Annotated in this window: 8 protein-coding genes and 1 riboswitch; of the genes, 2 read left to right on the top strand and 6 right to left on the bottom strand. The window is 43.7% G+C overall.

The window, feature by feature from the left end; translation table 11 throughout:
* Positions 1-75 precede the first annotated feature (75 nt).
* The 6 genes from rluA to thiB all read right to left on the bottom strand — a co-directional run bounded on the left by rluA (position 76) and on the right by thiB (position 9,939).
* Entirely contained in the window at positions 76-726 is a 651-nt protein-coding gene (gene rluA, locus PSF27_RS17545) for a bifunctional tRNA pseudouridine(32) synthase/23S rRNA pseudouridine(746) synthase RluA (protein ID WP_272681940.1), read from the bottom strand.
* Positions 727-954: 228 nt separating this feature from the next.
* Positions 955-3,861, bottom strand: coding sequence for an RNA polymerase-associated protein RapA (rapA, locus tag PSF27_RS17540; protein WP_272681939.1), 2,907 nt, complete (start codon positions 3,859-3,861; stop codon positions 955-957).
* Between the two features lie 382 nt (positions 3,862-4,243).
* Positions 4,244-6,595: a DNA polymerase II gene (locus PSF27_RS17535; RefSeq protein ID WP_442958954.1), complete on the bottom strand. Its 2,352-nt coding sequence runs from the start codon at positions 6,593-6,595 to the stop codon at positions 4,244-4,246.
* A 62-nt stretch (positions 6,596-6,657) separates the two neighbouring features.
* Positions 6,658-7,362 carry a thiamine ABC transporter ATP-binding protein ThiQ gene (gene thiQ, locus PSF27_RS17530; RefSeq protein ID WP_272681938.1) on the bottom strand — a complete coding sequence of 235 codons (705 nt, stop codon included), beginning with the start codon at positions 7,360-7,362 and terminating at the stop codon, positions 6,658-6,660.
* Positions 7,355-8,959 (bottom strand): thiamine/thiamine pyrophosphate ABC transporter permease ThiP, encoded by a 1,605-nt coding sequence (gene thiP / locus PSF27_RS17525; protein ID WP_272539802.1) that lies wholly within the window; start codon positions 8,957-8,959, stop codon positions 7,355-7,357. Before thiP ends, thiQ begins: the two co-directional genes overlap by 8 nt.
* Positions 8,935-9,939, bottom strand: a complete 1,005-nt coding sequence (gene thiB / locus PSF27_RS17520; protein WP_272574345.1) for a thiamine ABC transporter substrate binding subunit — start codon at positions 9,937-9,939, stop codon at positions 8,935-8,937. Before thiB ends, thiP begins: the two co-directional genes overlap by 25 nt.
* 59 nt (positions 9,940-9,998) lie before the next feature.
* Positions 9,999-10,096: riboswitch (TPP riboswitch) on the bottom strand.
* A gap of 113 nt (positions 10,097-10,209) precedes the next feature.
* On the opposite strand from thiB, the gene rppH reads away from it, so the two are divergent.
* Both rppH and ptsP read left to right on the top strand, forming a co-directional pair.
* The gene (rppH, locus tag PSF27_RS17515) at positions 10,210-10,743 is read left to right on the top strand and encodes an RNA pyrophosphohydrolase (protein WP_206083716.1); all 534 of its coding nucleotides are present in this window, start codon (positions 10,210-10,212) and stop codon (positions 10,741-10,743) included.
* Between the two features lie 4 nt (positions 10,744-10,747).
* Positions 10,748-12,994, top strand: coding sequence for a phosphoenolpyruvate--protein phosphotransferase (gene ptsP / locus PSF27_RS17510; RefSeq protein WP_272681937.1), 2,247 nt, complete (start codon positions 10,748-10,750; stop codon positions 12,992-12,994).
* The last annotated feature ends 128 nt before the right edge of the window (positions 12,995-13,122 follow it).

Below are 13,122 nucleotides of genomic sequence, written 5' to 3'. Positions count from 1 at the left end.
CCTAGCTGCAACACGAACTATTTAGGGTATGGTAGGGGGAGGGAAAATTAATCAAACGATCAAATAAATCTAGCGTTAAAAATCCGGTGGGCAGGTAAAATGCATTGGCGTGCCATATTCAGGATGGGTGATATATAACTCCTGAGCATGTAACTGTAAGCGTGGAGCTAAAGCTTTTGCTTCATCGTGAGCATAGAAACGGTCGCCTAATATTGGGTGGCCTAAAGCTAACATATGGACTCTCAGTTGGTGAGAACGTCCCGTAATGGGTGAAAGCTTCACGCGAGTAGCTTGGTCTTCGCGCGCCAATACTTGGTACTCCGTTTGTGCCGACTTACCTGTTTCAAAGCACACCTTTTGCTTAGGGCGGTTTGGCCAATCACAAATTAGCGGTAAATCAATCAAGCCTTCTTCTTTTTCTAAATGTCCCCAGACACGAGCAATATAGAATTTCTTGGGCTCACGTTCCCTAAATTGGCGCTTTAGCTCACGCTCAGCCTTTTTGTGTAATGCCACAACCATGACGCCACTGGTCGCCATATCTAAGCGATGTACGGATTCAGCGGCAGGAAAATCACGTTGAATACGGCTCATAATGCTATCGTGGTGCTCAGGTGCTTTTCCAGGTACAGAAAGTAGTTCGCTTGGCTTATTCACCGCAATAATATGGTCATCTTGGTATAGGACATGCAGCCAAGGTTCAAGTGGTGGATTGTAAGGTATCATTCAATTACCCGTTATACTTCAAGTTGTAGGGGTGTTGGTGTCGCTCAGCTACTCGGGGCATATGCTCCCCGAGATATCTTTGCTTGCCGCCTACCTACAACTCGAATTATTTAGGGTAATCCTATTGTTATTACGTAAAAACACGACGTAATGATTTAGCTCACTCGAGTTGTAGATTTTAAATTCACAATCGAACCATAACGTGTTCTATGGTTCGATTGTTATAGCTTACTGATGCGTCACGACAACTAAGCGGATGGCATCGAGGCGCCATGTGGCTTGGTCGATATTGGTCATCAGTTGCTGGCGTTCTTCTTCAATAATATCCAGCTCTTCATCACGGATATTTGGGTTGACCGCTTTTAGCGCTTCTAAACGAGAAAGTTCTAAGGTTAACGCTTTATCAGCGGCATCTTTTGCGCTCTCAATCAGTAATTTCGCTTCTTTTTCCACCATCGGTTCAGACAAACGCAGGACTGAGTGCACTTCGTTTTGCACTGCATTCACCAGTTTGCTCGCCATATGACGGTTAATGGCATTTAATTGGCGGTTAAAACTTTCAAATTCCACTTGAGAAGATAAGTTATTGCCTTTTAAATCAATTAACAAACGTACTGGTGTGGCGGGTAAGAAACGACTGATTTGTAGGTTTTTTGGCGCTTGTGCTTCGACCACGTAAATTAATTCAGTCAATAACGTACCGACAGGTAATGCTTTATTTTTCAGTAAAGAAACTGCGCAGCTGCCAGTATCACTCGATAACACTAAATCTAATCCATTACGGATGATTGGGTGTTCCCAGCTGATAAATTGTGTATCTTCACGGGAAAGGGCTTGTTCCCTATCAAATGTGATGGTGCAACCATCTTGTGGAAGACCTGGGAAATCAGGGACTAGCATATGGTCGGATGGTGTTAAGATGATTAAGTTATCGCTCTTATCTTCCTGATTAATACCAACAATATCAAACAAGTTTAGTGCGAAGTTAACCAGCTCAGTGTCGTTATCGCCTTCACCAATCTCTTCTGCTAGCTGGTTGCCTGCGTCTCCGCCGTTTGAATGCATCTCCAGCAAACGGTCACGGCCTTGTTCTAATTGCAGTTTTAAGCTGTCGTGTTCATCGCGGCATGTTTTGATGAACTCATCAAACCCTTCGGTGACAGTTGGTTCAGCCATAAATTGCAGCAGTGGTTGGTAGTATTTATCGTAAATGGCGCGACCTGTCGGGCAGGTGTGCTCAAAAGCATCTAAGCCTTCGTGGTACCAGCGGATTAGCACTGCTTGTGCGGTATTTTCTAAGAAAGGCACATGAATGCTGATGTCTCGACTTTGACCAATACGGTCTAAACGACCAATACGCTGCTCTAGCAAATCAGGGTTAAATGGTAGATCGAACATCACTAATTGGTTAGCAAACTGGAAGTTACGGCCTTCTGAACCAATTTCAGAGCACAGTAATACCTGCGCCCCTTCTTCTTGGGAAGCAAAGTAGGCTGCAGCACGGTCGCGCTCCAACAGTGATAGCCCTTCATGGAAGACGGCGGCACGGATTGCTTCACGTTCACGTAATACTTGTTCTAATTGCAGTGCAGTTGCCGCTTTTGCGCAGATAACCAGGACTTTCTCATTGCGATTCGCGGTTAAAAAGCCCATCAACCATTCAACGCGTGGGTCGAAGTTCCACCAGGTCGCATTTTCCCCTTCAAACTCTTGGTAAATTTGCTCAGGGTATAGCATCTCTTTCGCGCGGGTTTCCGTGTCTTTTTTGGTGCCCATAATACCTGCGACTTTAATTGCAGTCTGGTATTGGGTCGGTAATGGCATTTTTAACGAATGTAGCTCACGACGAGGGAAGCCTTTAACACCATTACGGGTATTTCTGAATAACAGACGGCTCGTGCCATGCCTGTCCATTAACATGTTAATCAGTTCTTGGCGTGCTGCAGTGCCATCTTCCGTTTCAAGATTAGCGGCTTTCAGTAATGGCTCAATATCTTGCTCTTTGATCAAATCATTGAGTAAGTTTTGTTGATCATTAGTCAGTTTATCGCCAGATAACAATAATGAAACGGCATCAGCAACAGGGCGGTAGTTCTCCTGCTCTGCAACAAATTCCGCATATTCATGGAAACGACTTGGGTCGAGAAGGCGCAAACGAGCAAAGTGACTTTCTTGGCCAAGTTGTTCAGGTGTTGCGGTTAACAGAAGGACTGATGAAATATTTTCTGCTAATGTTTCAATGACTTGGTATTCACGACTTGGCGCAGCTTCACTCCATTGTAAATGGTGGGCTTCATCGACAACCATCATATCCCAGCCCGCTTCAACTAGTTGGTCGAAACGCTGCTTATTGCGACGGACAAAATCCAGTGAACACAGGACTAATTGCTCGGTTTCAAATGGGTTATCGCTATCGTGTTGTGCTTCGCTATAACGGCTATCATCAAACAGCGAGAAACGCAGGTTAAAACGGCGGAGCATTTCCACTAGCCATTGGTGCTGTAAGCTATCTGGAACAATGATAAGGACGCGCTCAGCACGGCCTGCAATGAGTTGCTGGTGGATGATCATCCCAGCTTCAATGGTTTTTCCTAAACCGACTTCATCTGCGAGTAAAACACGTGGGTGATGGCGTTTGCCAACTTCGTTGGCAATGTGTAATTGGTGTGGAATTAAACTGGCGCGTATGCCACGTAGGCCTGTGGCTTGATGTTTAACCTGTTCGCTTTGAAATTTACGCGCGCGAAAGCGCAGTGCAAAGCGATCCATTCGGTCAATCTGTCCTGCAAATAAACGGTCTTGTGGTTTATTAAAGGTCAATTTACTATCGAGAAACACTTCTCTGAGGCTTACATCAGTTTCTTGCGTGTCTAAACGCGTACCAATGTAAGTTAATAATCCTTTATCTTCTTCAATGCTTTCAACTTGAAGTTGCCAGCCATCGTGGCTGGTGATGGTATCACCTTCATTAAACATCACCCGGGTAATGGGCGCATCACTGCGTGAGTATAGGCGGTTTTCACCACTTGCAGGGAAAAGTAACGTTACCATGCGGGTATCAATAGCCACAACGGCGCCTAATCCAAGTTCGCTTTCTGTATCGCTGATCCAGCGTTGACCAAGAGTAAATGGCATAGATTTAACTTAATTCCATAAATTTGTGAGTTATTCTTAGATTTTTTAAGACAATTTTTATCAGAGTCTTCGCCCAGTGCTGGTGCAACTCATTATCTGTTGCACAAGGAAGAATTCGATTTTTGTAAAAACAGTCATTACCTGATGATTAATTATACACATTAATAAATTCAAATTGCAGTGGCTCCCATCATTGCTTGTTCTTCTTAGCGAAAATCGCGTTAAAGATAAGGTAAGAAATGCTGATTGAATTATAACGAGTATTGCTGATTATCGCGCATTATTTGTGCAGTCTAGCTGTGCGGATATCAAAGGGGCGTTATATTAATTCAACCGAGGCTTATCGTCACCTGTTAAAAAAGCATCAGTGGAATAATAAATTTTAAAACAACAGGGTGATTTGGCCTGTTAATAGGGTATCAAAGTCATCCTGTAGGAAAGGTAAAATTGCATCGGCTATTGGCTTGATTTGCTTGGAAATATAGTGTTCATAATCTGGCCTTGCTGTCACGATTTCGAGGGGTTCAGGCCCAGCCTGTGTGATGATATAGCTTATCCAGCCCCCATTTTGGTACTGTAATGGGCGTTGCAATTTTACATTATAGTCATCTGCGGCACGTGCAGCGCGGACATGAGGTGGAACATTACGTTGATAATCAGTGAGTTTTCGACGCAAGCGCTTACGATAGATTAAGCGGTCGTCAAATTTACCCTCACGAATATTTTGGATATATTCACGAATATATTCACGATACGCTTGCCGATGAAAAATTCGGGTGTAGAGCTCTTTTTGAAAAATTTGTGCTAGCGGAGTCCAATCTGAACGGATCGTTTCTAGCCCTTTGAATATCATTTTATCTTGGCTTAAACCCGCATAACGTTTTTTACTGCCCATTTCCGCACCACGCACGGTTGGCATGAGAAAACGGCGGTAATGCGTTTCGTACTCAAGTTCAAGAACGCCTTCGAGCTGCCATTCATCTTTTAAGTGTTGTTTCCACCAAGTGTTAACGTAATCACGCAGTGCATAGCCAATTTTTTGCGCTTGTTCCTCGCTGTGTTGATCGCGTAGCCAGACGAATGTGGAGTCCGTGTCCCCATAAATGACTTGGTAACCTTGGGATTCAATCAATCGCTTAGTTGTACGCATGATTTCATGGCCGCGCATCGTAATCGAAGCGGTTAATCGCGGGTCAAAAAAACGGCAGCCTTCTGCGCCAAGCACTCCTGCAAAGGCATTCATAATGATTTTTAAGGCTTGAGAAAGTGGTGCGTTATGTTCTTTCTTGGCTTTATCGCGCTCTTGCCAAATATGGCTAACAATATCAGGTAAACAATGGGTTGTACGCGAAAACCATGCTTGGCGAAAACCTTGAACAGAATGTTGTGGGTCAGGGTGAGCAAGCCCTTCAATCATGCCCGCAGGGTCAATTAAAAAGGTGCGAATAATTGAGGGGTATAGGCTTTTGTAGTCTAGCACTAACACGGAGTCATACAACCCTGGTTGTGAGTCCATTACAAATCCCCCTGGATTTAACTGCATTTTGTGCTCAGTCAAATTTGGCGCAACGAAGCCAAGGCGATGTAAGCGTGGAATATAAAGATGGGAGAATGCAGCAACAGAACCCCCCATTTTATCTGGCACTAAACCTGTAACGGATGAACGCTCTTGCAAGAAAGCCATTAGGTCGGTTTTTTCGAAAATGCGGTGGACTAGAATACAGTCTTGAATGTTGTAGTGCGCTAAAGAGGGTTTATCGTGAGCAAAGCGACGGTTGATTTCGTCCATCCGATCGTAGGGGGTACCAATCGCTTTACCTTCCCCTAAAAGTTCTTGTGCGACGAATTCCAAACTAAATGAAGCAAAATGCCATGTCGCATTTTTAAGTGCATCGATGCCGTCGATAATTAGCCGCCCTTGAGCTGAGGCGAAGAAAACACCTTGTTTGAAGCCATGTTCCCGCCACTCAAGTTTTGTTCCTTGCCGGCCAAATAACAACGGAATGCCGTAGCGTTCTGCGTGTTTTTGCAAAACCTGTAAGTCGAACTGGATTAAATTCCAACCGATTATGGCATCAGGGTCATATTGTTGTAGCCACTCATTGAGTTTATCAAGCAATTGAGGTCGGCTATTTACATACACAAGGCGGTGATCTGAATTTAATGCAGGGCCTTGCTCAGGGCCTAGCATAAACACCACATTATCATCACAGCCAGATAGCCCGATGGAATACAGCTCGCCATGTTGACTGGTTTCGATATCAAGAGAAACGGCTTTAATGTTCGGGCGATAACCTTCACAAGGTTTGAGCTGGTATTCACCACGGGAATTACGGGAAAACCACACAGGCGCTGTAATGAAACGCTCCATTAAATAGCGTTCACAAGGGCGAATATCCGTTTCAAATAGTTCAACACCTAATTCTTTACAGCTTTTTTCGATATTTTGTAATTGGCGATATTGATGACAATAGATGGCGTAGACTTTTTCCCTTTTAAAGTCAGAGAGTTCGAGTAATCGGTAGCTGACATTTAGTTGCTCATCTAAAAGATGCTGAACAATCGGCAGTTTTGAGGCGGATAAAAAGCCAATTGCTTTTTGATTAGGAATGGTGACTTTTTGTGGGTGTGTGTCTGTAAGAAGCCAATACGTGACCTCGACGCCGTGGCGGGTGTCTTTCCAGTGCCGGCTCAAGATAAAGCCTTGTTGTGCAGGGGTCATTGGTTGGGGCATTGGGCAACTCGGTTTGCTAGTATCCCCAATAATATACGACAATAGTGTGAATTTATACAGTATTAATTGGTATTGGTGACACGAAGAAGCGCAGAGGCTGCGCTTTGCCCTTGCAATAAAACCTGTGTATCGCCGTCATAGGCAATTTCACCCGCAGCTACCACTAAGGTTCTTGGTGCGATTTGCAGGGCATCGTCCACATTATGAGATACCATTAATAGTGTGATGGATTTTTCCACACAGACTGTTTTTAACAACGTAAGCATTTCATGGCGAAGCGCAGGGTCGAGGGCTGAAAAAGGTTCATCAAGTAATAAGATCGGTTGATTGCGAACCAAGCAGCGAGCCAGTGCAGCACGTTGGCGCTGTCCTCCTGAAAGCTGTGCGGGCAAGCGGTCTAAGTACTCAGTTAGGCTGACATGGGCTGCAATTTGTTCGACGACCTGCATTTGCTTTGTGCTTAAACACAGGCTTGGCTGCAAACCGAGGCCGATATTTTGCCGTATCGTTAAGTGTGCGAATAAATTGTTTTCTTGAAATAGCATGGAAACAGGGCGTTGTGCTGGCGGGGTAAAGGTATGATCTTGCCCATTAAGTTCTATCGTGCCTGTTTTGGGAAACTGAAAACCGCTGATTAAGCTTAGTAACGTACTTTTTCCCGCCCCACTTGGCCCCATAATCGCGACACATTCCCCTGATGTTACTGAAAAATCAAATGACATCGTTAAGTTATCATATTGGTAGTCTAAATTTGTCAGTTTAATCATGGTGTTTTCCTGAAATACGTTCGAGCAGGCTAAATAAACAAAAACACAGTAATAACAGTAGCATCGCTGTTACTGCACCATCGTTGGTGCGATACGCCCCAATTTGTTGGTACAAATAATAGGGAAGTGTGCGGAAATTTTCATTGCCAAACAGGGCGACGATGCCAAAATCCCCCACCGAAATCACACAGGCGAATGCGAGTGCTTGGGCAATAGGTTTGCGTAACGCTTTGAGTTCGATAATTTTAAAACGGTTAAACCCTGTTATTGCCAAGGATTGGCATAAAGGATTATATCGCTCCGCGGTGTCTCTCATTGGGTTTTCTAGGACTTTTAAGGCATACGGGATAGCCAACAAGGCATTGGTCATGATCACTAAGGGATAGGGTGACTCAGGTAGTCCAATGGTTTCATTGAAAAAGATAAAAAATCCCGTTGCAAGTACAATTCCAGGCATGGCTAAAATAATTAAACCACTTAATTCAATCGCTTGTCCAAGTCGCATTGCGTGGCGCAAACGCAGCTCACGGCTACTCCAAAGCAACATCAAAGTGAGAATCACACAGACTACACCTGCACATAGTGCAATAAAAAGGGATGTTCCTGTGGCTTGCCATAATGCAGGTTGCTGTAAAACAGAGAATAACTGCCCGTTTAAACCATCAAAAAACACTGCAAGCAGCGGGGGAAGTAGCAATAGCATCGCCGTCACAATTAATAAACAGTCACGAATACGGCGAAAAAGGGTATCTGCGGGGTCTACCCACCGCGTTTGTTGGCTAAAACCAACAGAAAATAAGTTATTGATTTTTTGGCAGATAAACATCAATCCAATACAGAAAAACAATTGGATGAGCGCCAAAATTGTGGCTCTACCAAGGTCAAAATCATAATTAAGCGCTTGATAGATTGCGAGCTCAATCGTTGTTGCCGCAGGGCCACCACCTAAAGCGAGTACGGTGGCAAAACTGGCAAAGCACAACATAAAGATCAGTGCGGCAGTTGGTAGAATTTGCCTACGTAAATAAGGCCATTCTAAGATCTTAAACTGCTGCCACTCATTAAAACCTAATTGTGCGGTCAATTGCCGTTGTTCAATGGCGATGTTTTCTAAAGATTGCAGCAACATCCTTGTGGCGAGCGGCATATTAAAGAAAATATGCGCAAGTAAAATCCCCTTTAAGCCGTACGGGGAAAAGTGATATTCCACGCCTAGCCAGTGGCAAACTTTTGCCAGCCAACCTGTTTGTCCATATACCGATAAAATACCAAAAACAGCGACTAAAACGGGGAGGACAAGTGTCATCGCACAGAGGCGTATAAATAATGACCGCCCCCAAAAACGGCGGCGGTAAAGCGCTCTCGCAAGGAAAATGGCGGGAAGCACAGAAAAAACAGCTGATAAAAATGCCTGCCAAAAGGTAAAGCCAATGACATGCCATAGATAACTATCGCTGATGATGTCATCAATGGCTATTTCAGGCGCAAAAAACCAGAGCGCCCCAAAGCTGAGGAGCGCTATCGCAATTAATAAACCAGAAGCGAGAACTCCTGGCAATAAAGACAGATTAATTAACGACTGACGGCGGTTTGCCATAAACGTGTCCAATTTTGACGTTCTTTAGCCACTTCTTGTGAACTAAATTGTAAGGCTTTTTCTGGTAGAGGAAGTTGGTTGTAAACGTCTGGGAGAGGGATATCAATGACAGGGTACATCCAGTTAGTGGTCGGTAAGGTATTTTGGAAATCAGGTGTTAAAACAAATTGCAAGAATTGCTTAGCAAGTTCAGGCTGTGGGCTGTTTTTTAACCTTGCAGCAACTTCCACTTGCATGTAATGGCCTTCATTAAATAATGCCGCGGCATAATTATCTTTTTTATCATTTAGCATCTGGTAGCCTGGCGATGAGGTATAACTCAGAACAAAATCCCCTTCACCTTTTAAGAATAAACCGTATGCTTCGCTCCAACCTTTGGTGACCGTTAGGGTTTTTCCTGCCATTTTTTTCCATGCATCAGCGGATTTATCACCATACAGTTTTTCAATCCATAACATCAGCCCAAGTCCTGGTGTACTGGTGCGTGGGTCTTGGTAGATGATTTTCCAGTTATTTTTGCTGTTTAATAGCGCATCCATGCTTGCGGGAGGTTGCTGGATTTTATTCTTGTCATAAATGAATGCAAAATATCCATAGTCATAAGGAATGAAAACAGAGCTATCCCATGCAATGGGTAATTTTAGTGCGGTTGTGTCAATTTCAGCAGGGGCAAAAAGGCCTGTTTTCTCAGCTGAATCTAATAGGTTGTTATCTAGGCCTAAAATAACATCAGCTTTACTTTTCTTGCCTTCCATTCTCAAACGGTTTAACAGGGCAACACCATCACCTAACGCAACAACTTTTAATTCACAGTCACACTGAGCTTCAAAATTCTTTTTAATTTGCGGGCCTGGTCCCCACTCTGCAGCAAAGGAGTCATAGGTATAGACAGTTAGGGTTGGTTTCTCTGCCCATGCGAATTGACTCAAACTGAGTGCACTGAGGGTAAAAATCGATGCTATAATTTTGTTTTTAAACATGCTTTTTCCTGCGCTAAAAAGAGAGTGACACAGGATTTGAGAGTGAACCGATGCAGGTTTGCAGGCGGTGGCTCAAATCCCTACGCCGGTATTAACCGGATCAGGTTCTACGGGTTATTTCTCAGCCAAAATAATTTTGGCACCCCGTTGAGGCACTTACTATTGTAGAGACTTCGGACATATCTGCAAACTGTATTGATATAGGTTTACCAGTTAGGGTATGTGTGAAACAATTAGGTATCTTTCAAATTTGGTTATTGGGGTAGTCGAGTGATTGATGATGATGGCTACCGCCCGAATGTAGGAATTGTAATTTGTAATCGGCAAGGGCAGGTTCTATGGGCTCGCCGCTATGGTCAGCACTCATGGCAGTTTCCTCAAGGGGGCATCAACCCAGGGGAATCACCTGAGCAAGCGATGTATCGTGAGTTATACGAAGAAGTTGGGCTACAGCGTAAGGATGTCAGGTTACTGGCATCTACCCGTAATTGGTTACGTTACAAATTACCCAAGCGTTTGGTGCGTTGGGATACAAAACCAGTTTGTATTGGGCAAAAACAGCGTTGGTTTTTACTCCAACTGCAATGTAATGATGCCGATATAAACGTGCAGCGCAGTAAATCGCCAGAATTTGATGGCTGGCGATGGGTCAGTTATTGGTATCCTGTCAGGCAGGTGGTTTCTTTTAAACGGGAAGTTTATCGCCGTGTAATGAAAGAATTCGCTCCAGTTGTTATGCCTTTACAGGAACAAAAATTACCACAACGACCCGCTTTTAATAACCGTAGGCGCGGAGCAAAGTAAGCCTATGTTGATGCGTTTACGTGAAATTGTCGAAAAAGTTGCGATGGCGACAAGTTTGACTGATGCGCTAGAAGTGTTGGTGGATGAAACCTGCAAAGCAATGCGAACCGATGTGTGTTCGATTTACTTGGCTGATCACCCCCGCCAATGCTATTACTTAATGGCAACCCGCGGGTTAAAAAAACCTAGCGGGATTGCTATTCGCCTTGGCTTTGATGAAGGTGTTGTTGGCGCTGTTGGGCGTCAATCTGAAATGCTAAATCTCGCTGATGCTCGTGAACACCCTCAATATAAATACCTTCCTCAATTAAAAGAAGAGCAGCTTAAAGCCTTTCTGGGTGTCCCTATTGTTTATCGACGTCAATTATTAGGCGTGCTTGTCGTTCAGCAAAGAGAAAAACGACTGTTTAATGAGACAGAAGAGTCTTTCATGGTGACGTTGTCGATGCAGCTTGCCGTGATTTTATCACAAGCACAAGCCAAAGGGATTTTTGGGCAGTATCGACAAAATAGAATTAAAGCTATTCCTGTTTCTCAGGGAATATCAATGGCCTATGGTTGGCAAGACAATTCACAGCCCTCTTTTGATAGCATCAGCCAAACCAGCGCCATTGATATCGATAGTGAAAAGCAACGTTTAATTGCCGCCTTAGAAAGTGCAACGGCAGAATGCCGGAGGATCAGCAAACGCTTTATGGCGAGTTCTGCAAAAGAAAGCGCAGCAATTTTTGACCTTTATAATCATTTGCTTAGTGATCCTCAGCTTAAAAAACATCTATTTACAGCCATTGATGGCGGAGCCGCTGCTGAATGGGCGGTGAAAACGGTTATTGAAAACTATGTTGAGCAATTCTCTCGTTTACGTGATCTCTATTTAAGAGAAAGGGGCGCAGATCTCAAGGCGTTAGGTCAGCGTTTATTATTTCATCTTGATGATTCGTTAACGGCGAATGAACAGTGGCCCGATCGCTTTATTTTAGTGGCTGATGAACTCAGTGCCAGTGTGCTTGCTGAGTTGCCGATGGAGCAGCTCGCGGGTGTTATTGTCCGTGATGGCGCAACGCACTCGCATTCAGCAATTTTAATCCGAGCAATGGGTATTCCCGCCATAATGGGAGCGGATATTGAACCGTCTCTACTACATAATCGCCATTTGATTTTAGATGGTTACCGTGGTGAGGTTTTCATTGAGCCCGAAAACCTAATTATTCAGGAATATCAGCAGATTATTGACGAAGAGAATGTGATTAGTCGTTTGGCTGAGGGAACTTTAGAGCAAGATGCAACCTTAATAGGTGGTGAACAAATACAGATCCACCTAAACGCAGGGTTAAGTCCGCGCTATGAGCAGCAAATTAATACAGGAGTTGATGGTGTTGGGCTATACCGTACAGAATTACCGTTTATGCTGCACAATGGTTTTCCTTCAGAAGATGAACAAAAACAGCTATATAAAGAAGTTTTACAGTTATTTCCAACAAAGCCTGTCGTGCTACGTACCCTTGATATTGGGGCAGATAAGCAGCTTCCTTATATGCCTATTAGTGAAGAAAATCCAAGTCTAGGTTGGCGAGGGATCCGCATAATGCTTGATCAGCCTGAGATTTTTTTAATTCAATTAAGGGCGATGCTACGGGCTAATGCATTATCTGGAAATTTACGCATTCTGTTGCCTATGGTGACCAGTATTAATGAAATAGATGAAGCTATTTCATTAATAAAAAGAGCGAAAGGAGAGGTCAGCCAATTGCTTGGACAGCCAGTAAAAATGCCACAAATTGGTGTCATGCTTGAAGTACCTTCGTTGTTATTTTTGTTGCCAGAGATAAAAAAACGCGTAGATTTTATTTCTATTGGTACCAATGACTTTACACAATATTTACTTGCTGTTGACCGCAATAATACACATGTTGCTGCTCTATATGATAATCTTCATCCTGCTGTTATTCGCTTTCTGGCGAAGGTCAGTGAAGAGTGTCAGCGTTTGGCGCTTCCTGTCAGTGTGTGTGGTGAGATGGCAGGCCAGCCACTCAGTGCTATGATATTAATTGCCCTTGGTTACCGCTCTTTAAGTATGAGTGGGCGAAGTGTTCCGAGGATGAAGTACCTTATTCGTCAACTTGATCCTGAGCTAATGACTGATTTGGTAGATAAATTATTAATGGCAGAAACATGTGAAAATGTTCGAAAAGAAGCGAGCCACTTTATGGAAATTCATCGCTTAGGTGGGTTTGTTCGTGGTGGAATTTAGCTTCCTTATTTTTGCGTGTTTGCGGTTAAATTATTATATTCGAGTATAAGTTACCATACCTTTTGTTGTATGCTTTTGCGCGCATTCAAATGCGTTGACGTGTATTGGATATTTTATAGCCAGCCAAC

Origin of the sequence: Providencia sp. PROV129, from assembly GCF_028482245.1 — a bacterium.
GTDB classification, from domain to species: domain Bacteria; phylum Pseudomonadota; class Gammaproteobacteria; order Enterobacterales; family Enterobacteriaceae; genus Providencia; species Providencia vermicola.
This window is presented reverse-complemented; position numbering and strand designations above follow the sequence as displayed.

What these genes read in the sequence shown, in the direction of transcription:
- rluA (WP_272681940.1), bottom strand. Translation starts at nt 726, where the DNA reads ATGATACCTTACAATCCACCACTTGAACCTTGGCTGCATGTCCTATAC.
- rapA (WP_272681939.1), bottom strand. Translation starts at nt 3,861, where the DNA reads ATGCCATTTACTCTTGGTCAACGCTGGATCAGCGATACAGAAAGCGAA.
- PSF27_RS17535 (WP_442958954.1), bottom strand. Translation starts at nt 6,595, where the DNA reads ATGCCCCAACCAATGACCCCTGCACAACAAGGCTTTATCTTGAGCCGG.
- thiQ (WP_272681938.1), bottom strand. Translation starts at nt 7,362, where the DNA reads ATGATTAAACTGACAAATTTAGACTACCAATATGATAACTTAACGATG.
- thiP (WP_272539802.1), bottom strand. Translation starts at nt 8,959, where the DNA reads ATGGCAAACCGCCGTCAGTCGTTAATTAATCTGTCTTTATTGCCAGGA.
- thiB (WP_272574345.1), bottom strand. Translation starts at nt 9,939, where the DNA reads ATGTTTAAAAACAAAATTATAGCATCGATTTTTACCCTCAGTGCACTC.
- ptsP (WP_272681937.1), top strand. Translation starts at nt 10,748, where the DNA reads ATGTTGATGCGTTTACGTGAAATTGTCGAAAAAGTTGCGATGGCGACA.